The 22,789-nt window shown below is 39.9% G+C and carries 24 protein-coding genes and 4 tRNA genes; 5 read left to right on the top strand and 23 right to left on the bottom strand.

Annotated features, from left to right (window positions below; translation table 11 throughout):
* Nucleotides 1-57 precede the first annotated feature (57 nt).
* Nucleotides 58-1,365 (top strand): SRPBCC family protein, encoded by a 1,308-nt coding sequence (locus tag AC1M9M_RS12475; protein ID WP_481596498.1) that lies wholly within the window; start codon nucleotides 58-60, stop codon nucleotides 1,363-1,365.
* A 75-nt stretch (nucleotides 1,366-1,440) separates the two neighbouring features.
* Here AC1M9M_RS12475 and AC1M9M_RS12480 read toward each other — a convergent pair.
* From AC1M9M_RS12480 to AC1M9M_RS12495, 4 genes are all read right to left on the bottom strand, one after another.
* A tRNA-Arg gene (locus AC1M9M_RS12480) sits at nucleotides 1,441-1,517 on the bottom strand.
* A 360-nt stretch (nucleotides 1,518-1,877) separates the two neighbouring features.
* Nucleotides 1,878-1,954, bottom strand: a tRNA-Arg gene (locus tag AC1M9M_RS12485).
* Nucleotides 1,955-1,997: 43 nt separating this feature from the next.
* Nucleotides 1,998-2,074: transfer RNA gene (locus AC1M9M_RS12490), tRNA-Arg, on the bottom strand.
* Between the two features lie 16 nt (nucleotides 2,075-2,090).
* Nucleotides 2,091-2,181 (bottom strand) — tRNA-Ser (locus AC1M9M_RS12495).
* A 262-nt stretch (nucleotides 2,182-2,443) separates the two neighbouring features.
* Here AC1M9M_RS12495 and rnr point away from each other — a divergent pair.
* The 3 genes from rnr to AC1M9M_RS12510 all read left to right on the top strand — a co-directional run bounded on the left by rnr (nucleotide 2,444) and on the right by AC1M9M_RS12510 (nucleotide 7,344).
* Nucleotides 2,444-4,882, top strand: a complete 2,439-nt coding sequence (gene rnr / locus AC1M9M_RS12500; protein WP_481596537.1) for a ribonuclease R — start codon at nucleotides 2,444-2,446, stop codon at nucleotides 4,880-4,882.
* A gap of 172 nt (nucleotides 4,883-5,054) precedes the next feature.
* The gene (locus tag AC1M9M_RS12505; protein WP_481596499.1) at nucleotides 5,055-7,094 is read left to right on the top strand and encodes a M3 family metallopeptidase; all 2,040 of its coding nucleotides are present in this window, start codon (nucleotides 5,055-5,057) and stop codon (nucleotides 7,092-7,094) included.
* A gap of 40 nt (nucleotides 7,095-7,134) precedes the next feature.
* Nucleotides 7,135-7,344 (top strand): YheV family putative zinc ribbon protein, encoded by a 210-nt coding sequence (locus AC1M9M_RS12510; RefSeq protein ID WP_171076743.1) that lies wholly within the window; start codon nucleotides 7,135-7,137, stop codon nucleotides 7,342-7,344.
* Between the two features lie 54 nt (nucleotides 7,345-7,398).
* Here AC1M9M_RS12510 and AC1M9M_RS12515 read toward each other — a convergent pair whose 3' ends face one another.
* The 5 genes from AC1M9M_RS12515 to AC1M9M_RS12535 all read right to left on the bottom strand — a co-directional run bounded on the left by AC1M9M_RS12515 (nucleotide 7,399) and on the right by AC1M9M_RS12535 (nucleotide 12,847).
* Nucleotides 7,399-9,618: a TRAP transporter large permease subunit gene (locus AC1M9M_RS12515; protein ID WP_481592036.1), complete on the bottom strand. Its 2,220-nt coding sequence runs from the start codon at nucleotides 9,616-9,618 to the stop codon at nucleotides 7,399-7,401.
* Between the two features lie 339 nt (nucleotides 9,619-9,957).
* On the bottom strand, nucleotides 9,958-10,545 hold the full coding sequence (gene rrtA, locus AC1M9M_RS12520) for a rhombosortase (RefSeq protein WP_092768072.1): 588 nt from the start codon (nucleotides 10,543-10,545) through the stop codon (nucleotides 9,958-9,960).
* An 84-nt stretch (nucleotides 10,546-10,629) separates the two neighbouring features.
* Nucleotides 10,630-11,673, bottom strand: a complete 1,044-nt coding sequence (locus tag AC1M9M_RS12525) for a hypothetical protein (RefSeq protein ID WP_035265182.1) — start codon at nucleotides 11,671-11,673, stop codon at nucleotides 10,630-10,632.
* A 537-nt stretch (nucleotides 11,674-12,210) separates the two neighbouring features.
* The gene (locus AC1M9M_RS12530) at nucleotides 12,211-12,525 is read right to left on the bottom strand and encodes a hypothetical protein (RefSeq protein WP_481596500.1); all 315 of its coding nucleotides are present in this window, start codon (nucleotides 12,523-12,525) and stop codon (nucleotides 12,211-12,213) included.
* Nucleotides 12,526-12,586: 61 nt separating this feature from the next.
* Entirely contained in the window at nucleotides 12,587-12,847 is a 261-nt protein-coding gene (locus tag AC1M9M_RS12535; RefSeq protein ID WP_035265169.1) for an FAD assembly factor SdhE, read from the bottom strand.
* Nucleotides 12,848-13,026: 179 nt separating this feature from the next.
* On the opposite strand from AC1M9M_RS12535, the gene AC1M9M_RS12540 reads away from it, so the two are divergent.
* Nucleotides 13,027-14,199, top strand: a complete 1,173-nt coding sequence (locus AC1M9M_RS12540; protein WP_481596501.1) for an acyl-CoA dehydrogenase family protein — start codon at nucleotides 13,027-13,029, stop codon at nucleotides 14,197-14,199.
* A 48-nt stretch (nucleotides 14,200-14,247) separates the two neighbouring features.
* Here the strand turns inward: AC1M9M_RS12540 and AC1M9M_RS12545 are convergent, their stop codons facing one another.
* The 14 genes from AC1M9M_RS12545 to rpsH all read right to left on the bottom strand — a co-directional run bounded on the left by AC1M9M_RS12545 (nucleotide 14,248) and on the right by rpsH (nucleotide 22,780).
* Nucleotides 14,248-15,747 carry a flavin-containing monooxygenase gene (locus AC1M9M_RS12545; RefSeq protein ID WP_481596538.1) on the bottom strand — a complete coding sequence of 500 codons (1,500 nt, stop codon included), beginning with the start codon at nucleotides 15,745-15,747 and terminating at the stop codon, nucleotides 14,248-14,250.
* Nucleotides 15,748-15,926: 179 nt separating this feature from the next.
* Nucleotides 15,927-16,292, bottom strand: a complete 366-nt coding sequence (rplQ, locus tag AC1M9M_RS12550; RefSeq protein ID WP_034587447.1) for a 50S ribosomal protein L17 — start codon at nucleotides 16,290-16,292, stop codon at nucleotides 15,927-15,929.
* A gap of 18 nt (nucleotides 16,293-16,310) precedes the next feature.
* Complete coding sequence (locus AC1M9M_RS12555; protein WP_035265161.1) at nucleotides 16,311-17,318, bottom strand: DNA-directed RNA polymerase subunit alpha; 1,008 nt, start codon at nucleotides 17,316-17,318, stop codon at nucleotides 16,311-16,313.
* A gap of 17 nt (nucleotides 17,319-17,335) precedes the next feature.
* The gene (rpsD, locus tag AC1M9M_RS12560; RefSeq protein ID WP_035265160.1) at nucleotides 17,336-17,962 is read right to left on the bottom strand and encodes a 30S ribosomal protein S4; all 627 of its coding nucleotides are present in this window, start codon (nucleotides 17,960-17,962) and stop codon (nucleotides 17,336-17,338) included.
* 12 nt (nucleotides 17,963-17,974) lie between these two features.
* A complete protein-coding gene (gene rpsK / locus AC1M9M_RS12565; RefSeq protein WP_001040166.1) occupies nucleotides 17,975-18,361 on the bottom strand; it encodes a 30S ribosomal protein S11 in 387 nt (128 codons plus the stop codon).
* 19 nt (nucleotides 18,362-18,380) lie between these two features.
* Nucleotides 18,381-18,737, bottom strand: a complete 357-nt coding sequence (rpsM, locus tag AC1M9M_RS12570; RefSeq protein WP_035265156.1) for a 30S ribosomal protein S13 — start codon at nucleotides 18,735-18,737, stop codon at nucleotides 18,381-18,383.
* 106 nt (nucleotides 18,738-18,843) lie between these two features.
* On the bottom strand, nucleotides 18,844-18,960 hold the full coding sequence (gene rpmJ, locus AC1M9M_RS12575) for a 50S ribosomal protein L36 (RefSeq protein WP_000867907.1): 117 nt from the start codon (nucleotides 18,958-18,960) through the stop codon (nucleotides 18,844-18,846).
* A 20-nt stretch (nucleotides 18,961-18,980) separates the two neighbouring features.
* The gene (gene secY / locus AC1M9M_RS12580; protein WP_171076742.1) at nucleotides 18,981-20,300 is read right to left on the bottom strand and encodes a preprotein translocase subunit SecY; all 1,320 of its coding nucleotides are present in this window, start codon (nucleotides 20,298-20,300) and stop codon (nucleotides 18,981-18,983) included.
* Between the two features lie 45 nt (nucleotides 20,301-20,345).
* Nucleotides 20,346-20,786: a 50S ribosomal protein L15 gene (gene rplO / locus AC1M9M_RS12585; RefSeq protein ID WP_179999269.1), complete on the bottom strand. Its 441-nt coding sequence runs from the start codon at nucleotides 20,784-20,786 to the stop codon at nucleotides 20,346-20,348.
* A gap of 3 nt (nucleotides 20,787-20,789) precedes the next feature.
* Nucleotides 20,790-20,966 carry a 50S ribosomal protein L30 gene (gene rpmD, locus AC1M9M_RS12590; RefSeq protein WP_004786899.1) on the bottom strand — a complete coding sequence of 59 codons (177 nt, stop codon included), beginning with the start codon at nucleotides 20,964-20,966 and terminating at the stop codon, nucleotides 20,790-20,792.
* A 6-nt stretch (nucleotides 20,967-20,972) separates the two neighbouring features.
* A complete protein-coding gene (gene rpsE / locus AC1M9M_RS12595) occupies nucleotides 20,973-21,470 on the bottom strand; it encodes a 30S ribosomal protein S5 (RefSeq protein ID WP_035265141.1) in 498 nt (165 codons plus the stop codon).
* Between the two features lie 2 nt (nucleotides 21,471-21,472).
* A complete protein-coding gene (gene rplR, locus AC1M9M_RS12600) occupies nucleotides 21,473-21,823 on the bottom strand; it encodes a 50S ribosomal protein L18 (RefSeq protein WP_035265138.1) in 351 nt (116 codons plus the stop codon).
* 14 nt (nucleotides 21,824-21,837) lie between these two features.
* The gene (rplF, locus tag AC1M9M_RS12605; protein ID WP_035265135.1) at nucleotides 21,838-22,371 is read right to left on the bottom strand and encodes a 50S ribosomal protein L6; all 534 of its coding nucleotides are present in this window, start codon (nucleotides 22,369-22,371) and stop codon (nucleotides 21,838-21,840) included.
* Nucleotides 22,372-22,384: 13 nt separating this feature from the next.
* Nucleotides 22,385-22,780 (bottom strand): 30S ribosomal protein S8, encoded by a 396-nt coding sequence (gene rpsH, locus AC1M9M_RS12610; protein WP_035265132.1) that lies wholly within the window; start codon nucleotides 22,778-22,780, stop codon nucleotides 22,385-22,387.
* Nucleotides 22,781-22,789: the final 9 nt, after the last annotated feature.

Below are 22,789 nucleotides of genomic sequence, written 5' to 3' on the forward strand. Positions count from 1 at the left end.
TCACACGATTTACAATGACACAAAATAAAAAGTCTAAATTCATAGTTCAGGATGAAAATGAAATACTTTAACTATCGAGCATTGTGCTTAAGCCTTATTTTTATACCCAGCTTGTCGTACAGCGCGATTATTGAATGGAAAGAAAATATACCCAGTGCGTTAAAACCATTTCAAAATAATAGTACCGAACTCGCCAGCATCGCCAAAGATCAGATTCTCATCTATGCGCACACAAATACCCAAACATCTATTCCGACACGCAAAAAACAACCCAATCCAAATGTGAAGTTCACATCATCTGCCATCGTATTGCCTGTTAATGAAGAAAAGGTCGCCAAAACGCTTTCACAGTTTGAAAATTTTGTTGGATTATTCCCGACATTGAAATCAGCTAAAATATTAAATCAAGAAAAAAATATCACTCAGATTCAATATAAAATTTCCATTCCAACACCAATACCAGTGCTCAACTTTAATGAGACCATAGTGTTTCAGCATCATATTGAAGCCAATAGTATTTCAAGTTTGATTGTGGATGCACCTGTTCCTTATGGTCTAGGCAAATTTGAATGGTTCAAATTGGATCAAAATCATACTCTTCTGACCCTAACGCAATGGGGAGATTTGAACCAACCTAAAGGTTTTCTATTTAGCAAAGTTCTGAATGCAGTGCCTGAAGCAAAAATGGGAATTCCAAGTGGTACACATGCATTTTTACTTGAATCAATTCGAAAAAAATTAACAGCGCCTTCTTCGAGTGCGCTCAAACCAGGACAATTTCCATCCGACCAATTAACGACAAATCAAATAGCCAAAATCGCACAAATCAGTCGTATCACCGAACACCCTGTAAGTTTTGTCCATACACCGACAACCGTGCCTTATCAACACGGTGCAGAATCAATGCGTTTTGTGACGACGTATCAGTATTATTCCCAACCAGTGCAACGATTACAAAAATGGACACAGCCTGTACATTATAAAAAGTTGTTTCCCCGCCAACTCAAATCTATTGATATCGAAACCCTAAAAGACCAAACACAATTGGCAGATTTTAAAGTTGAACTCGGGTTAGGAGTTATTCAAATTCCATTCCGATTTAAACTAAATTTTAGCTTTCCTCAGTCGAATCAGAATAGTTTTTATGCTCAAGGGGGTGATCTGAAATACATTAAAGGAAAAATGCAATTTGATAAGTTTCAACAAGGTACTTTATTGAAAATGACGAATGCTGGAAAAATAGATGAAAAAGCACCGTTCCTGATTCGTGCAGCACGGAGCTTGCCTTATCATGATGTGCTCCCTACAGTTGGGGCGAATGTCGTCTTTGCATTGAAAGTCAAAAACGAAGAGCAGAAGAAATAAGATAAAAAAATAGACACAAAAAAACCGCAATTAAGCGGTTTCTTCTCTTTTTTTACATCTTAGAGATGATCAAGTTGGTGCGCTCAGAGAGATTCGAACTCCCGACCCCTTAGTTCGTAGCCAAGTGCTCTATCCAGCTGAGCTATGAGCGCGACGTCTTGATGGAGTGCATTATATATGAATATTATTATTTGTTAAGTACTTTTTAATAAAATTTAAATCAAGCGAACAGTATTTATACGTAAATGTAAATTATGGCTAGATAATCAACAACTTAAGAGATGATCAACAAGATCAATCCAAATTCCAAACAATCCTGAGTTGGATTGATGATGTTTTTATAAGAGCTAATATCTATTAATTAAAAATAATATGTGTAGAAATTTTAAAATTTATTTCTTTCTTAAGTAGCTAATAAAATATGATGATTTAGAGCATCACTTCATTCTAGAAACAAAAAAACCGCAATTAAGCGGTTTCTTCTCTTTTTTACATCTTAGAGATGATCAAGTTGGTGCGCTCAGAGAGATTCGAACTCCCGACCCCTTAGTTCGTAGCCAAGTGCTCTATCCAGCTGAGCTATGAGCGCGTACTTGAGTGTCTTACGACTTCGTTACATCGATTAACTTGATTGGTGCGCTCAGAGAGATTCGAACTCCCGACCCCTTAGTTCGTAGCCAAGTGCTCTATCCAGCTGAGCTATGAGCGCATTTCAAGTTTATCGTTGGCGGTGAGAGAGGGATTCGAACCCTCGATACCAGTAATAGGTATGCTTCCTTAGCAGGGAAGTGATTTCAGCCACTCATCCACCTCACCGTAACGAGACGCCATAATACAAACTTCGTCCCTACTCTTCAAGTGAGAATTTAAAAAATTCTATGTTTTTTGTTCAATCATATATTTTTTAAACAATTTTCAGTTTTTTTGCCTTTAATCTGCATTAATTTCACTTTAATACTGTCTATTCTGCATCTCTTTTATAATTTATGAACTAAAAACACTTTATTGCAATCATTTACGTGCAGTATTTCTCATCATGTCTTATGCTAAACTTATCTTCTGATATGAAGCCAAAGACATTATGAAAAATTGGGTCGACCCTGAAGCCAAAGCGGAAGCTGAACGTTACGATAATCCTATTCCAAGCCGTGTTCTGATTCTAGAAACGATTGAGAATAAGAAAAAAGCATTGTCTCATGCAGACCTTGTGGAACACTTCGAAATTGCGGATCAAAAAAGTATTGAAGCACTTAGTCACCGTTTAAGTGCGATGGTTCGTGATGGTCAATTGACGAAAGAAGGTTATAAGTTCCAGCTTATGGCAGATCAACCTGTTCATGATGCGACCATCTATATCAATAGCAAAGGTTTAGGGGTTGCGAGTATAGATGGTAAGAAAGAAGAATATTTGTTACCTGAGCGTGAATTACGTCAAGTCTTCCATGGTGACCGAGTTAAAGTTCAACAGACCTCTGTTGACCGTAAAGGTAAACCATGGGGTTTCATTACTGAAATTACCCAACGACGCGTCAAACAAATCATTGGGAAACTCGCAGAATATGAAGGTGAATACTTCATTCAACCAGCAAATCCAAATGCGCATCAACCGATTACCTTAGAAAAAGAACTCATTGCGCATGCGAAAGCTAAAGTTGGTGATTCTCTTCGAGTTGAAATTGATGATTTTCCAAATCGTGAAGAGTTTGCTACAGGTCATATTATTCAATCTATGGCCGACAAATCTGATACTGAAATTATTATTCCTCAAACCATTTTAGAATATGGTTTACCTTACGAATTTCCAGAAGAAGTAGTTCAAGAAGCTGAAAGTTTTAAAGAACCGACAGCACGAGATCGTCAAGGACGCATTGATTTAAGAGATTTACCCTTAGTCACAATTGACGGTGAAGATGCGCGTGACTTCGACGATGCTGTCTATGCAGAAAAACGTCCTGGTGGCGGCTATCGCGTCGTGGTTGCAATTGCAGATGTCAGTCATTATGTTCGTATTGGTAAACCTTTAGATGATGAAGCACAAGAACGCGGTACGTCTGTGTACTTCCCTCACTTTGTCTTACCGATGTTGCCTGAAGCACTTTCAAATGGCTTATGCTCACTCAACCCAAATGTCGATCGTCTATGTATGGTCTGTGATTTGAATTTAAGTCGCGCAGGTAAAGTCACAAAATTTGAATTCTATCCGTCGGTGATGCACTCTAAAGCACGACTCACCTATGACCAAGTTGCAAAATATTTTGAAGGTGATAGTCAAGCTGTACCTGAAGATCGTACAGTGCGTAAATCACTGAATACATTATTCCAACTTTACCAAGTATTAAAAGGTTTACGTGCAGAACGCCATGCAATGGAATTTGAAACCGTTGAAACGTACATGACCTTTGATGAACTTGGTGGAATTAAAGAAATTCTACCAAGATCACGTAACGATGCTCATAAACTCATTGAAGAATGTATGTTGTTAGCCAATGTCGCTGCTGCTGAATTTGCTTTAAAACACGAAGTTCCAATGTTGTATCGTGTGCATGAGCCACCTGAATTCTCACGCATTCAAAAAGTTCGCGACTTTGTTAAGTTATTAGGTTTGAAATTCCCTGATCAACCTACGCAAGCGGACTACCAAGCGGTCATTGAAGCCACTAAAGACCGTATTGATGCGCCAAGTATTCATGCTGTGCTTCTTCGCTCCATGATGCAAGCTTATTATGGGCCAAATAACGCTGGTCACTATGGTTTGGCGTATGAGGCATACACTCATTTCACCTCTCCAATTCGTCGTTATCCAGATTTATTATTACATCGTGCTATCAAAGCACACCTGAAAAATAAACCTGCACCAGTCTCAGGTGGCGCACTAGAAGAAGCCGGTAATCATTTCTCGGCAACAGAACGTCGAGCTGATGAAGCTTCTCGCTCAGTAACCACTTGGTTAAAATGCCATTATATGCAACAGCATCTTGGTGAAGAGTTTGTTGGCGTCATTAGTGCTACGGCTGAGTTTGGTCTATTTGTCACTTTAAAAGATTTATATGTCGATGGTATGGTCCATGTAAGCCAGCTTGGCGATGACTTCTTTGTCTTCGATCAAGCGAGTCAAAGTTTAGTTGGGCAAAATCGTGGTCAGACCTTCGGTTTGGGTGATGAAGTACGCATCAAGGTTGCAGGTGTCAATTTAGAAGAACGTAAGATTGATTTTGAATTGATTCAACAACTCAGCCATGCAGGTCGCGCTATTCGTAGTCGAGCACCACGTGTCGTAAAGGAAAAACCGGTCACCAAGCAAGAAGCGTTAAATCGCATGTTGAATGAGCCTGTCGAACTCCTAAAAGATAAAGATGAAAACGGTGAACGCCCTGTTCGTAAGAAAAAGTCCAAAGCAAAACCAAGCTCTTATTCTAAAAAATCAGACAAAAAATCTGATGGAAAAGTAAAAGATAAAGCGAAAAAGAAAGCTAAAGTGAAAAAGAAAAAGTCGAATGCGAAAGCTAAATTAGACTAAATCTTTAAAGAGCGCTACGGCGCTCTTTTTTTTAAGCTTTATTTTTTTAATTTATAATCAAGTGCACCGATTCTTTATTTAGCACTTACGTAAATAATTGAATGTATCACTTGATTTAAAGTCCATAAACCCCTACATCTAAATGAAGTAAATGAATCAATTAGGTCCTTGAATGACTTTAGAAAAGGCAACTTTGCCTGTACCCGATTTTTCTCAAATTACACTTGATCAACTTAAAGCACAGATTGAACAAGCGATTCAAAATGGTCAACACTTTATAAACCAACTCGAGAAAGTCCCAGACACGGTACAATTACAATTAAATGTGCTCGATCAAATCGATGAATTAGAAAACCAAATGAGCGAATCTTGGGGAATTTTGTCTCACTTAAATGCTGTGATGAACAATCCTGAAACCCGCGAGATTTATCAGTCTCTTTTACCTAGCTTAAGTGAATACTACACACAATTAGGGCAACATACTGCGCTCTATCAAACCTACCAACATGTGCATGATGCACCTATTTTTTCGGATTTACCAGAAGCTCAACAGAGTGCGATTAAACTTGCACTTAGAGACTTTAAACTCTCAGGCGTGGCTCTAGAAGGCGATGCAAAAAAACGCTACGCAGAAATATCAGCTCGTTTATCGCAGCTTTCTTCAGATTTTTCTAACCACGTTCTTGATGCCACACAATCATATTTCAAACCATTAACTGAAGATGAACTTGCTGGTTTACCTGCGAGCAGTATCGAACTGCTAAAGCAATACGGTCAACAACGTGAACTCGATCAAGCCGTGGCGACATTGGATTTCCCTTCTTATCTTGCGATCATGACTTACGCAGATAATCGAGAGCTTCGCGAAGCCTTATATAAAGCATATACCACGCGAGCGTCGGATCAGTCAGATCACCCTGAATATGACAATACTGCGGTGATGGAAGAAATTCTCAAATTGCGCCAAGAAATGGCTCAACTTTTAGGTTTTGATCATTATGCAGCATATTCACTGGCAAGTAAGATGGCTCCAAGTGTTGAAGCTGTAGATCAATTCCTGATTGAGTTGGCAGAACATGCTCGTAAACCTGCCCTACAAGAAATTGAGGCATTAAAAGCAATTGCTCAATCTCATGGTGTAGATGAACTACAACCTTGGGACACGACGTATTTCTCGGAAAAACTCAAAGTTCAACAGTTTAATCTGTCTCAGGAAGCACTTAAGCCATACTTCCCTACCCCTGTCGTCATTCAAGGTTTATTTAAAATTGTGGAGCGTTTATATGGTATTCAAGTCATTGAACGTGAAGCACCAGTATGGCATCCAGATGCACGATATTATGAGCTTGAAGATCAAGGCAGTGTCATAGGTGGATTCTATTTTGACTTGTACGCTAGAAGTGGGAAACGTGGTGGAGCATGGATGAGCGGATTCCGCTCACGTATGCAAACCAACAATGGCATGCAGAAACCGATTTGTTACATGGTCGGTAATTTTACACCACCAATTGGTCAACAGCCTGCGCTTTTAACACATGATGAAGTCGTTACTCTTTTCCATGAGTTTGGACATGGTCTGCATCATATGCTCACAGAAGTAGATCATATCTCTGTAGCAGGCACACATGGTGTCGCTTGGGATGCCGTCGAGCTGCCAAGTCAGTTTATGGAATTCTGGACTTGGGATAATGAAAGCTTGGCTTTAATCAGCCAACACATTGAAACCAAAACACCGTTACCTGAAGAACTCCTTAAGTCTCTTTTGGATGCGAGATTTTTCCAATCAGGCATGCAAACCCTTCGACAGCTTGAGTTTGCCATGTTTGATTTGAATATACATAAACAATCTCCTGCTTTAGATGCAACAGGTATTCAACAATCCTTAAACGAAATTCGTGAACAATATGCTGTTCTCCCTACAGCACCATACAACCGATTCCAAAATAGTTTTAGCCATATTTTCGCAGGGGGTTATGCCGCAGGCTACTACTCTTACAAATGGGCTGAAGTTTTAGCAAGTGATGCATTCGATCGCTTTGAACAAGAAGGGATCTTCAACCAAGAGACTGGACTTGCTTTCCGCAAGGCAGTGCTGGCTGTAGGCGGTAAAGATACAGCGCTTGATGCCTTTGTTAAATTTAGAGGTCGTGAGCCTAAAATTGATGCATTATTACGCCATCAAGGTTGGACGAATGACACTAAAACTGCTTAAACTACGCTACTAATTTTTGCAGGTGAGAGTCATTATGTCGATCAAACGTCGTTTCATTGCAGGTGCAAAATGTCCGAAATGTGAAGCTATGGATCGTATTGTCATGCTCACTTCAGGTGATTCAGAATGGATCGAATGTATTGAATGCAACTATTCTGAAAATCGTCCGACACACATTGACGAACCTCAAATGCCTGAGGTTGCAGACGAAATTGGTGTTATTCAATTTAAGCCGCGCCCAAGAAATTAAGATGTTTTAAAAATCAACAAAAAATAAGCACCCGAAGGTGCTTATTTTATTTAATTATTGATACCAACCGAATAACTTAAAGATATAAGGCACATAGGCGATAATCAACATTGCTGGAATCATCACAATCAGAGGTAGAATCCAACGTTCGTATTTGTAGTAGAACGTTTTATCTTTCACTTCTGCATCGGCAGCAGCCACCTCTTCATCTCCAATCGACTGCCTTGCGAGCAAGTGATTGAGTGCAACTGGAGGTGATATATAACCCAATTCGAAACCAATTAAAGCAATCATCCAGAAGTGAACAGGATCAATACCATAAGCGTAGGCGACAGGCGCAACTGTTGCTGAAATTAAGATGACAGCACCAAACGGATCCATAATCATACCGACAAATACCATGAGACATACGATCAAGGTAATCACGATATAGATATTTTCAATATCCGTTGGGAAGTGTTCCATCAACTCGATACGCTCTAAGTATCCACCAACGCTGACAGACAATGCCATTAAGATCACAAGCGCCCCGATATGTCCGACTGTTTCACTTGCAGATACATGAATTGACTTCCAGAAACTCACTTTACGTGCAGGATTGTCTGGACTATCCTGTGCTGCAATTTCAGATGCTGACACTCGCGCCTTAGCTGCTTCTTGTTCAACCGAAGTATGGCTTAATGTCGTATCCCAATGTCCTACTGGTGCGAGCGGTGCTGGTTCATGACGTAATTTTTCATAAAGCACCATGACAAGTAAGATGATTGGCATCATGACTGGTGCAGTAAACTCATTCAAGTTGGTATTTAACGCATACTTGTAGAATGCCCACACAATCAGGAATACGATCACATAAGGAACTACTGCCACTAATGCCTTAGCTGAATTCGGGAATGCAACTGATGGCGCTGCAATACGGAATTTTTGCTCAGCAAAGAACAGTGAAATCAATAAGAACAAAGTTGAAGTGATGAGGAAAACACCAATACCATATTGGTATAACAAGTCAGTCGTCACTTCTTTGTTCAGCGATGCAACAACAACAATCAATAGACATGGACGGAGTACCACACCAAGCGAACCTGACATTGCAGCCGTAGCCAAAGCGAATTGACGGCGTCCGCCCGCATTCCAAACTTCTTTATAAATGATCGCACCTGCAGCGATTACAAAAATACCTGATGCACCTGTATAAGCTGTAGGTAATGCAGCAGCAAGTAAGATTAACCAGGTAAGCGTTTCAGGCGCTAGATTCCATGGACGTAAAATGTTTAGGAATTTATCAACAATCAAGGTCTGCTTTAGCAGCATACCTGCCCAAATGAACAGTGATAAATTAAGGAAAATGGTAGAGAACTCAACCAGCTGCCCTAAATAAATCCCTTGACCCATTGGATAGTCCATCACAAAGGTAAAGTTAAATCCTGTTGTGATCGCCATATAGGCATAAAGTGGGACTGACAATAATGCCATGCCAATCGTACCACCTGGCTTCGCATTTTCTGGTACACGGAACAATTGGTACAAACTAATTAATGTCAGTGTACTGAACAATATTATCCATAACCAATAGATGATTGTCATCTCACTGGTTGGCGGAACACCAGAGTTCAATACAGATCTATACTGACTGATCGCTGAACTGGTTAAGAAACTGTTCGCAAGTATCATTGCGACAGCGTAAACCCGATAATCTAAAACAGAACTTGGACCGCGTAGACCAATGTGGTGGATTTTAAGTGTTGCAGTGATCGCTGCAAGTACCACCATGATAATCAATAGAACTGCCTTATTTTCCGTACCAAATTGGAAAATACCAAAGAAAGTTGTTTCCATGGTTCGGTAAGTTCGTATTGAAGGATTATCTTCTAAATACTGAATTGACTTATCATAGAAGGCATATTTTTCTTCACATAACTGTTGACCAGCCAATACAGAGGCACGAACATCTTCTTCAGACGTTGTACCAAAGATATCTGCAAATTCATCTTTTGCATTAGCTTGCATTTGGTTTTGAACCAAAAGGTCAATATTTGGATTTCGATCACAGACTGGCTTTTCAGGTTCGGCACGCAAGAATGAATACTGCATACCAATTTTTTCGTCACCGTATAGACTTTCACCTATACGTAACATCTGCCCGTGAATCATTTCTCCTGTCCCGATGATGAGCGTCAGTAACAGTAGAAGCAAAATCGTAAACGCAGATATCCACTCAGTCCATATATAACTAAGTAGACCTAACCCAGATCTCTTTTTAGAAGGCTCTTGCATTGTTATTCCATTATTTAATACTGCTATACATTGCCTGTACAGCTCATCTTTTCTAATTCGGGCTTAGGCAAAATCCTTTACCTAATTTCCTTACCACTTTTATCACATGAATCTGACTGATTTTTTTTTAAAAAAGAATGACTGACTTTTCCATTTTTTTTAAATTTATGCCAATTTTCATCAATTCACCTCTTAAGAGCGAGATAAAAACCAACTAAATCAGTAGGCTATACCATACTGTATTTCTTTTTTTAAACAAATATGACCTTAAAAAAATAAATGCAAAAGATTTGAATCTGATCACACATTAAAATAAGTGATAATTAAGCATCAGAGGAATTAAGAGATGTGTGTGTCCTTCACGGAGATATGCTGATAAATTAAAAAGAGCATGCTGAGTAATGCCCCCCATATTGCACCTGTTAAATGTGCTTCAACCAATACTGGGCTACCAATCATTTGCGCAGTATCGAGAGAACCAAAGATATTTTCCCACAAAATTTTGCCCGTGATTAAAGCTAATACAAGCAGCGAGAATTTACGTTCTTTTTCAAATTTAAAAAAATAAACTGCCAAAGCCATATACATACCATGTAGCACCCCTGATAGACCTGCATAAGCTTCAACGCGAGGATAAACATAAAAAAAACTTAAACTAATTAATGGCGGGAGTGCGATCAACAAGTACAACATGTACCTAATTTTGACATATGGGAAGATGAATGGTAGGCAGGCTAAACCCACCATATTCAATGCATAATGTATCCATCCCACATGTACATAGTGAGCTGTCCATACTCGCCAAATTTCTTCATCCAATACAGGACGCCAATAGAAAAAATACTCCTGAAAAATCTGCAAACTAGCAGCAATACTGATACAGCATGCAATAAACAGTATTTTTCGAATCAGGATAGTATCTTTCATCTTTCGTATTCCTAAAAGAAAAAGAGCTTAAAGCTCTTTTTCTTGAATAACTCCATTTTTAATTTTGAACAAAATTAAAAAATCTTATTCGCCTAATGTGTTCTCGAAAAGATCATCGGCTTCATTGGTCGCTTGATCATCCCAGAAGCTCGACATTCCATCTGCTTCAGTTCGGACACCTGTATTCTCCGTCCAATAACGGTCTGAGATCGCTTGTATCATTTGTCCTGCCATATTATCCAATAACTTAAACTCTGGATTTACAGGAACTTCTTCAGCACGTGAAGCGGCATAAGAACGTAATGCATCACGTATTTTTGCATCGTCACCACTGGCTTGTGCTGCAACAGCATACAAGGCATGCGATAAGCGTACTCCTTTTTGCTCACCAATTTGCATAGATTGTTTAAGCGTTTGGTATGGATCTGGTTTGCCTGCATCAGCTCCAGGTAATAATGTCCAAATCACTGCTCGAGTAGCATTCGGTACGCCCCAGAACTTGTTGTTATCGAGGCAGACCATGCCACGTTCAACAATTGCTGCGATATCTTTAGGAACATGCACTTGACCACCAGAAGCAATATCATTGGTCATCGCTTGTAAGCCACTTAACATGCCTAACAGATATACTGTTTGGTCAAGATTACGACGCATAGTTGGACATGAGTCACCTAAATTATATTTATATTTAGACTGCCAACGCTCCGCAAACAATTGATAACCCGTATATTGACGTTCGGCAGCAACAGCAGCCCAGCGCTTTTGTTCAATACGCGCATCTTGTGCTTCTGTCACTTGACCTGCTTTTGATGCTCTTAGGTATCTTAATTCTGCATCTAAGGCACGATTTTCTGCGCACATCCCTGAAGCTGAATATAAAAGAACTGCCATACGGGTCGGATCAGCACCCATATCTTTAGTCGCCATAATCACAGGAGTCAAAGCTGTGCCCTGATTACACACCATATCCACATCACCCATTGAGAGTACTGGCGGTAAGATGTGTTTTTCACTAAACGCAAGTGATGCATTCGCACCAGTTTTGATTACGTATGAACATCCAGATAAAGTTGTAGCTGCTACAACCGCAATTGCCGTGAAAAGACCTTGAGTCTTTAATTTAGACATACTTCCTGTCCTCAATTTTATAATTTTGTCATCCTTGCGATTTAAAATATCAGATGCAATCGCTGAATAAAAGTGCAGCAATGCACTTCATTAACAATTAGTCTGTCATTGATCTGAATTGAAATAATTGACTTATTTTTTGAATTGTTAAAATTTTGGGCAAAAAAAAGTAGCATTGCGACGGTTCGGCACATGCTACTTATTAAATGGTAAACTCAAGAGAGTTTATTTTGTTCGTTGTTGTGGTGTTCAATTCGTTCCTTCAGCACAGTTCCTAGTCTTCCAATTATAATTGCCATAACAGCAGCAACCACTAGAAACAACCACATATGAATTTCGCTCATTTTGAAATTCCTCATTAGCTGTTGGTATATTTAATGTACTTTAGAAATTTAGATTTCATCGCATTTTTGTCTAACAATTTGATTTTCTTTCATTTTCGTCAAACAATTCATTTTTTGTTCATACTATACGTTTTTAAATAATTGTTTTTTATCATGTTTTAAATTGTAAAATAAAGCACTTTTTGTCTAACAATTAGCCAAAATTTGCATGAGTAATCAAGCTTTTCCATTGTTTTTCATCTATTTGATCTCTCCAAATCACCAAAGAATCTAATTTCTTTTCGTTAAAACTGAGTACAACGAAGTAATGAAAATGAAAAACTCGAGTCAGTTTTGCTTGGTATATTTTTGGATTTGAAGTCATTTGAATCGACCATAAATCTTTGTCTAGTTTTTGTAATTCACTTAATTGTGGTTTTTTTCTAAAACCCCACCAGATAATCAGTATAAATATAATACTGCTTAAAGCATAAATGAGCTCAATACTGATTAATAAAGTAATACTCATGATGAACATAAAGAAAGCGTGAAACACAGCTGAATAAAGGCTGTGTTTCAGTGAATAACGCTCATGGATTATGGACATAATCTTTTAATTTTTGAATAAATTGGCGCAATTCAGGTCGAGGTGGTTCAGAAACCTCCATAAACCAATCCAATAAATCAGGATCTTCTTGCTCAACCAATTCAGCAAACATTGCTTTCTCTTCAGGTTCAGCTTGCAAATAGTATTGCTTTACATAAGGATCAAAATACACGTCAATTTCTTTTAACCCACGACGTGCGCGATAGATAACTTTACGCTCTTCAAGCGTTAATTCATCGTACATTTTTATCCCCTAATCTGTGTTCATTCCATTTTAACTGAAGCCATGAGCTTTGTGTTTTAAAAATATCAATTGACCAAATTCATCAGCATTTCTTGTGTTTTGAGCATTCAACACATTGCACCAATGTTCAGACTCTCTTATGTTGTGGCTATTCTAATAACACTTATGGAAATATAAATATGCAATCAGGCGCAATTCGACCAATTCCTAATATGTTGCCTCGAAAATTATTCAATGCAGAACATGAAGCCTTTCGTGATACTGTCCGAAAATTCTATGAAAAAGAAGTCGTTCCAAATATTGCCAAATACGAAGAACAACAACATGTAGATCGTGACTTATGGAATAAAGCGGGTGAAATGGGTCTATTGTGCACCACAATGCCTGAAGAATATGGTGGATATGGTGTAGATCGACTCTACAGTATGATCCTCATTGAAGAACAAGCTTATGCAATGGATTCATCAACTGGTTTTTCATTGCATTCGGATATTGTTGCGAACTACCTGAATAATTTTGCCAACGAAGAGCAGAAGAAAAAATGGCTCCCTAAAATGGCTTCTGGCGAAGTTGTCACTGCCATTGCGATGACGGAGCCTGGTACAGGTTCAGACTTACAAGCTGTACGAACTTCTGCAGTTTTAGATGGCGATGAATATGTCATCAATGGTTCTAAAATTTTTATTACCAATGGTTATCTATGTGACATGGCGATTGTTGTGTGCAAGACAGGTAATAGTGATAAAGGTTCAGCCAACTTATCGCTTATCATTGTCGAAGCTGATCGAGCAGGATTCACCAAAGGTAAACCACTCAATAAAATTGGTATGAAAGGACAAGATACTTGCGAATTGTTCTTTGATAATGTTCGTGTACCAAAGGAAAATTTGATTGGTATAGAAGGCATGGGCTTCATCATGCTTATGAAAGAACTCGCTTGGGAACGTATGCTTGTAGCGATTATCTGCCAAGCTGGTGCAGAATCTGCCTTTGCACACACAGTACAATATACAAAAGATCGTAAAGCATTTGGCAAGCCAATTGGCGCATTTCAAAATACACGTTTTAAGCTAGCAGAACTTCGAACTGAAATAGACTTTTGTCGTTCTTATTTAGATCGTTGTATGGAATTACAGCTTGAGGGTACGTTAGGTGTAGATGCGGCTGCAGCTGCAAAATATAAAATTTCTGATATGTTCTCTAAAGTCGTCGATGAATGCTTGCAGTTACACGGTGGCTATGGCTTCATGCTTGAATACCCTATTGCACGCGCATATATCGACAACCGTGCAAATCGTATTTATGCAGGTACCAATGAAATCATGAAAGAACTCATATCACGTTCTTTGTAGATAGAAAAAGGAAGCTTTCGCTTCCTTTTTTATTTTAATAGCTATTCATTAAGACACTAATTTAGGCTTTTTTACAGACTGTGCCGGAGCCTTCGCAAATTTTAAAATACCATCATTAAAAGTCGCATTTTTGAGATCTTTACGATCAGCTAAATAGTTATGCGTTGCCATCCAAGGTGCCTTAGTACCTTGTTTTGGAAGTTGATCAGCCGCACGCGCAATATAACCTGATGACATTTCACCCATAACTGTTTCATCGAGCATTGCAGAATGGTCAGTTGGTGCGACAACTTCATCATAACCGTTCTGATCCATAAATTTGAATAGACGGCAAATATAATCAGCGACTACATCTACTTTTAAGGTCCATGACGCGTTCACATAACCAATGACCATCGCCATATTTGGTACATCACTTACCATCACACCATTATAAAGCATATGTTCGCTAGTCTTGATCGGCTGACCATCAACAGTCGCTTTGATACCGCCCATAATTTGAATTTCTAGACCAGTCGCAGAAACAATGATATCTGCATCTAAGTGTTTACCAGATTTCAATTGAATACCATTTTCAGTGAATGATTCAATATGATCTGTTTCAACACTTGCTTTACCACTACGTAAAATTTTGAATAAATCACCGTCTGGCACTACACATAAACGTTGATCCCAAGGATTGTAACTTGGGGTAAAGTGTTTCATATCCACTTTACCTTTCAACTGCATTTCAATAGATTTAAGAAGTAACTTGCGAACCAGTTGAGGTTGTTTTTTTGACAAAGCAAAAATTGCACGTTGCATTCCGATATTACGAGCACGCGTGAACTTATATGCCATGTCCTCTGTCATAAATTTACGTGTTTTGTCATAAACAAAATCAATCGAAGGAATTGAAGCAATATAAGTTGGTGAACGTTGTAACATTGTTACATGCCCAGCCCCACCTTTTGCCATTGCTGGTACTAAAGTGATTGCAGTTGCTCCACTACCAATGATAACTACTTTCTTGCCGGTATAATCTAAATTTTCAGGCCAAAATTGTGGATGAATCAATTGACCTTTAAATTTATCTTGATTTGGAAAATCAGGTTGGAAACCTTGATCGTAGTTATAATAGCCTGTGCAGCCTAAGACAAAATTAGCTTGCCAAGTTTGTTTCTTTTCATTTTGATCTTCGATTTCTACAATCCATTTTTTGATTGAAGTATCGTAATTCGCAGAAACTACACGATGCTCAAAATGAATTTTTTCTTTAATATTGTACTCACTTACAACTTCACCCAAGTAACCTTTAATCGAAGCGCCATCTGCAAGCACATTCGCTTTACGCCATGGCTTAAAATTGTAGCCAAAAGTAGACATATCTGAGTCGGAGCGAATACCTGGGTATTTAAACAAATCCCACGTTCCACCGAAACTTTTACGACGTTCGAGTATTTCAAATTTACGGTTCGGATTATTTTTAATTAAATGTGCTGCAATTCCAATTCCAGAGATACCAGCACCAACAATAAGAATATCGACTTGCTTATCCATTTCTTTTATTAACCTTTTTATAAGAACATTTTTATTAAAACATATTTTTGACAATACACAATGTCAAGTTTGACTAAAAGTTGCAAAAAACATATCAATTCAGGTCAAGTAATGCCAATTGTTAGACAAAAAAAGGCCGGTTTATTCAACCGACCTTTTTTGAACAACTTGCGATGTTCTACACGAAATTATTTAACTTCGCGATCTACTAGCTCAACGTAAGCCATCGGTGCAGCATCACCTGCACGGAAGCCCGCTTTAAGAACACGTAGATAACCGCCGTTACGTTCTTTGTAACGAGGGCCAAGAACGGTAAATAATTTACCAACAGTTGCTGCTGAACGAGTACGAGCAAACGCTAAACGACGGTTTGCTACTGTATCGACTTTAGCTAAAGTGATTAAAGGCTCAGCTACACGACGTAACTCTTTTGCTTTAGGCACAGTTGTTTTGATCAACTCGTGTTCAAACAAAGAATTAGCCATGTTTTGGAACATCGCTTTACGATGACTGCTTGTACGGCCTAATTTCACACCACTATTACGATGACGCATGGTGATAGTCCTACTTAATTAACGACTACGATAGGCAAAACGATCGTCCATACGTAAACTAGCTGGTGGCCAGTTTTCTAAACGCATGCCGAGTTGTAAGCCTTTTGAAGCCAGAACATCTTTGATCTCAGTCAACGATTTTTTACCTAAGTTAGGAGTTTTTAACAACTCAACTTCAGTACGTTGAACAAGATCACCAATGTAGTAAATATTTTCTGCTTTCAAACAGTTAGCAGAACGAACAGTAAGCTCTAGATCATCTACTGGACGAAGCAAGATTGGGTCAACTTCTTCACGAGGTTCTTGAGCAACTGGAGCTTGATCTTTCTGAAGATCAACAAAGATTGCAATTTGTTGTTGCAAGATTGTTGCCGCTTTACGGATCGCTTCTTCAGGATCAACAGTCCCGTTTGTTTCAAGATCAATGACCAACTTGTCAAGGTCTGTACGTTGTTCTACACGAGCATTTTCAACTGTGTAAGAAACACGTTTAATCGGGCTATAAGACGCATCTAATTGTAAACGTCCCACTGGGCGAGTTTCACCTTCTGGGAAGCGAGAATCAGAAGTCTCATAACCACGACCTTGAACAACTTTCAAGCGCATTTTCAATGAGCCTGAAGCACTTAACGTGCCGATCAAATGTTCAGGGTTAACCACTTCAACATTGTGAGGTAAACGAAGATCAGCGGCAGTTACATCGCCAGGACCTTGTTTCTCTAATGTCAAATATGCTTCATTTTGATCGAACAGCTTAATAGACAATCCTTTAAGGTTCAGCAAGAGCTCGACGATGTCCTGCTGCAAGCCTTCTAAAGTACTGTACTCGTGCTCGACGCCTTCAATCTCAACTTCAACCACAGCAGCGCCAGGTAAAGATGATAAAAGAATGCGACGTAAAGCATTACCTAGAGTATGACCAAAGCCACGCTCTAAAGGTTCTAGAATCACTTTTGCCGAGGTCCCGCTTGCCGCTTCGACCTTGATCGCTTGCGGAGTTAGAAACTCGTTTGCAGTACGCGTCATTATTGCTACCTCAAGGATTATTTAGAATACAATTCAACAATCAAGCTTTCGTTGATTTCAGCAGGTAAATCAGAACGATCAGGTGCAGATTTGAATGTACCTTCTAATTTAGAATGGTCAACTTCCATCCAAGAAGGAGTTCCACGTTGAGCAGCCAATTCAATTGCGTTTTTAATACGTAATTGTTGTTTAGCGCCTTCGTGTACTGCAATCACGTCACCAGCTTTAACTTGGATTGACGCGATGTTAACACGACGACCATTTAAAGTGATTGAACGGTGAGATACAAGCTGACGAGCTTCTGCACGTGTAGAACCAAAGCCCATACGATAAACAACGTTATCTAAACGGCTTTCAAGCAATTTCAACAAGTTTTCACCTGTTGCGCCTTTAACACGAGCAGCTTCTTTATAGTAGTTACTAAATTGACGTTCTAAAACACCGTACATACGACGTACTTTTTGTTTTTCACGTAATTGTAGTGAGTACTCTGATTGTTTACCACCACGAGCTCCACCATGTTGGCCAGGAGCTTTAGCATGTTTTTTTGTCTTAACATCAAACGGTTTAACGCCTGATTTAAGTTGCAGGTCTGTCCCTTCGCGGCGAGAGAGTTTGCATTTTGGACCAATATAACGAGCCATGAATGTTTCTCCTTACACGCGACGTTTTTTAGGTGGACGGCAACCGTTGTGAGGAATTGGAGTCACATCGGTAATGCTATTAATTTTATAACCCACTGCACCTAAAGCACGAACCGCAGATTCACGACCTGGACCAGGACCTTTAACAAGGACGTCCAAGTTTTTCAAACCGTAATCTAAAGCAGCTTTACCAGCAACTTCAGCAGCTACCTGAGCAGCAAACGGAGTTGATTTACGTGATCCACGGAAGCCTTGTCCACCTGAAGTGGCCCAAGCCAGTGCATTACCTTGACGATCGGTAATAGTCACAATGGTGTTATTAAAAGAAGCGTGAATGTGTGCAACACCTTCAGAGACGGTACGAGTGACCTTCTTGCGTGTGCGAGTATCTTTAGCCATCTTTTAGCTTCCAGAAATCTTATTTCTTAATAGGTTTGCGCGGACCTTTACGGGTACGTGCGTTAGTTTTGGTGCGTTGTCCGCGGACAGGCAAGCTGCGACGATGACGAAGACCGCGGTAGCAGCCTAAATCCATTAAACGTTTAATGTTCATGGAAATTTCGCGACGTAAGTCACCTTCGGTCGGAACCTTAGCAACTTCTGCACGAATCGCATCAAGCTGAGCGTCATCTAATTCACGGATCTTAGTAGTTGGTGCAATACCAGTTGCAGCTAAGATTTGCTTAGCAGTATGGCGACCAATACCAAAGATATACGTAAGAGAGATAACAGCATGCTTGTTATCCGGAATGTTTACACCGGCAATACGAGCCATTCACTTTCTCCAAAAAGGCAGTAGAGATAATCAACCGCCCCACAAAATCTTTGAGGGGCGGATAATAACCTAATTAGCCTACTGAAATCAACAGGTCTTGATCAGATTAACCTTGACGCTGCTTATGACGAGGTTCAGCGCTACAAATCACGCGGATTACCCCATTACGACGGATAACTTTACAGCTACCACAAATTTTCTTTACAGAAGCTTGAACTTTCATGATGAAACCTCTAAGTGCGCTTATCCCTTAGGATGAGCAGTCGTTTTACTCATTAGTGTTTGATTATCATATTGGCGCGATGTGAGATGTGCCTGTAGTTGAGCCATAAAGTCCATTACTACAACAACCACGATCAACAGTGATGTACCACCCAAATGGAATGGAATACCAAAAGAACTTTGAAGAACCATCGGCATTAAACATACAACAGTGATATAAATCGAACCGATAAATGTTAAACGACTAAGAATATGATCTAAATAACGAGCAGTTTGCTCACCTGGGCGGATACCAGGTACATAAGCTCCACTACGCTTTAAGTTTTCTGATACTTCTTTAGGACTGAAAACTAGTGCCGTATAAAAATAACAGAAGAAAATAATAAGCGCACCGAATAGCACCAAATATAATGGTTGTCCAGGCGATAAAACTAATGCCAAATCTTGTAGTGTACGCTTAACGATCCCTGCATTAGGATCAGAACTACCTAACCATTGACCTAAACTTGCAGGAAACAGCAATAACGAACTTGCGAAAATTGCTGGAATTACACCCGCCATATTTATTTTTAATGGTAAGTGAGTCTGCTGTGCAGTAAATACTCGGCGACCTTGCTGCTTTTGAGCATAGTTAACAGGTATACGACGTTGTGCTTTTTCAATAAACACAATCGCAGCTAAAACAGCTAAAGACAATAAGCCAAATATAGCAATACCAATTAAACTTGATTGACCATTTTCCACAAGGGTAAATGATTGCACAACCATACTTGGTAAACCAGCAACAATACCTGCAAAGATGATCATAGAGATCCCATTACCAACACCACGTTCGGTAATTTGCTCTCCCAACCACATTAAGAACATGGTACCTGCAACTAAAGACGTTAATGCAGGAATATAGAATGCTAAACCTGAAGTAAAGGTAATCCCTTGACTGATCAGACCCGCACACATACCAATACCTTGTACAATTGCAAGGAATAATGTGCCGTAACGCGTATATTGGTTAATCTTACGCTTGCCCTGCTCGCCTTCTTTTTTCAATGCTTCCAGCGAAGGAACAACCGTTGACATTAACTGCACGATAATCGATGCAGAAATATACGGCATGATCCCCAACGCAAGAATGGACATTCGTTCCAATGCCCCGCCTGAGAACATATTAAACAAACCAAGGAAAGTACCCTGGTTTGCATTAAAGAAACGTTCTAAAGCGACATTATCAATACCTGGCAGCGGAATATGCGCTCCTAGTCGAAAGACCACCAAAGCACCAATTAAAAACATTAATCGGCGTATAATTTCACGATATTTAACGTGAAATGGTTGACCTTTCATCATGTGAACATGACCTGTAGAACTAGGAGACATAGACACTCGCGATTACTCCTCGACTTTACCGCCAGCAGCTTCAACAGCAGCTTTAGCGCCTTTAGTCAATGCAACACCTTGAACAGTGAATGCACGAGTGATTTCACCAGAAAGAACGATACGAGCACGAATCATATCTTTACGTACAACGTTCGCTGCTTTTAAAGTTTCAAGAGACACGATATCGCCTTCAACTTTGTTAAGTTCAGACAAACGTACTTCAGCAGTTTTCAAAGCCAATTGGCTAGTGAAACCGAACTTAGGTAGACGACGATATAATGCAGTTTGACCACCCTCAAAACCTGGACGAGTACCACCGCTCTTACGTGAGTTTTGACCTTTGACACCACGGCCACCAGTCTTACCAACGCCAGAACCAATACCACGGCCTAAACGAAGGTTATCACGTTTAGCACCTTCTGCAGGTGCAATTGTATTTAAACGCAGAGTCATGGCTTATTCCTCTACACTAACCATATAGTAAACTTGATTGATCATACCACGGTTAGAAGGAGTATCTTGAACTTCTACAGTGTGACCAATACGACGCAGACCTAAACCTTTAAGGCTAAGCTTGTGATTTTTCAAGCGATGCGATGCAGATTTAGTCTGGGTAACTTTAATCGTTTTCATGATTGATTACCCTTGAATTTGTGCTACTGAAAGACCACGTTTCGCAGCAACTTTCTCAGGAGAAGTCATATCACGCAGACCATTAAAAGTCGCGTTTACTACGTTCGCAGCGTTAGTAGAACCATAACATTTAGTTAATACGTTACGTACACCAACAGCTTCTAAAACAGCACGCATAGCGCCACCAGCAATTACACCAGTACCTTCAGAAGCAGGTTGCATGTAAACACGGCTAGCACCGTGACGAGCGTTGATAGGGTGCTGAACAGTACCATCAACAAGTTCAACAGTAATCATGTTGCGACGAGCAGCTTCAAGTGCTTTAGAAATAGCAGCTGGAACTTCACGAGCTTTACCACGACCAAAACCTACGCGACCATTACCATCACCCACAACAGTTAATGCTGTGAAAGAGAAGATACGACCACCCTTAACAACTTTGGCTACACGATCAACGGCAACCAGCTTTTCAACAAGACCTTCGTTTTGTTCAACTTTAGCCATGATTAGAACTCCAAGCCGTTTTCACGAGCAGCATCAGCCAAGGCTTTGATACGACCATGATATTTGAAACCAGAACGGTCAAATGCAACTTTAGTTACGCCAGCTGCTTTAGCACGTTCAGCGATTAAAGCACCAACTTTAGTAGCTGCTTCAACGTTACCTGTAGTACCACTACGTAACGTAGCATCTAAAGTAGAAGCTTGCGCTAATACTTTGCCACCATCTGCTGAGATTACTTGAGCATAGATGTGACGCGGAGTGCGGTTTACACACAAACGAGTCGCACCCAATGCACGGATGTGCAAGCGTGTGCTTTTCGCACGACGCAAACGGGTTTGTTTCTTTTCGTTCATAAGAACCTCGCGCCTTATTTCTTCTTAGCTTCTTTACGAAGTACAACTTCATCAGAATAACGAACACCTTTACCTTTATATGGCTCTGGTGGACGGTAACCACGGATATCTGCAGCAACTTGACCTAAAGCTGCTTTATCAGCAGATTTAAGCACGATTTCAGTAGCTGTAGGAGTTTCAGCAGTTACACCTTCAGGAAGGTTGTAATCGATCGGGTGAGAGAAACCTAGGTTAAGGTGAACTGTGTTCCCTTTAACCGCAGCTTTATAACCAACACCGATAAGTTGTAACTTACGTTCGAAACCTTCGCTAACACCTTTAACAAGGTTGTTAAGCACAGCGCGAGCAGTACCAGCTTGCATCCAAGCATCTTTAGATTCAGCTTTAGGAGCAACAGCTAGAATACCGTCTTCCTGTTTTAGCTCGACCAGCGCATGCAGGTTGAAAGACAAAGTACCTTTGCTGCCTTTCACTTCGACCTGCCGGCCGTTCTGAGTAACTGTTACACCGTTAGGTACAGTTACTGGGGCTTTAGCCACACGAGACATGAGGAATCACCTATTAAGAAACAAAAGCAATAACTTCACCACCGATACCTGCAGCACGTGCAGCGCGATCAGTCATGATGCCTTTGCTTGTAGAAACAATTGCAATACCTAAACCTTGCTTAACGCTTGGAAGGTTATCTTTACCGCGATATTGACGTAAACCTGGACGGCTAACGCGCTTCACAGTTTCAATAACTGGTTTGCCTTCGAAATATTTTAAAGTCAAAGTAAGTGTTGGTTTGCCTTCAGCATCCGCAACAGCTACGTCAGCGATATAACCTTCTTGTTGAAGAACGTTAGCAATCGCAACTTTTAACTTTGAGTTTGGCATAGAAACAGTTTGTTTCTTCGCCATTTGTGCGTTACGAACACGTGTTAACATGTCGGCAACGGTATCTTGCATACTCATTTATAGTGC

The organism is Acinetobacter sp. ANC_7503 (assembly GCF_056780035.1).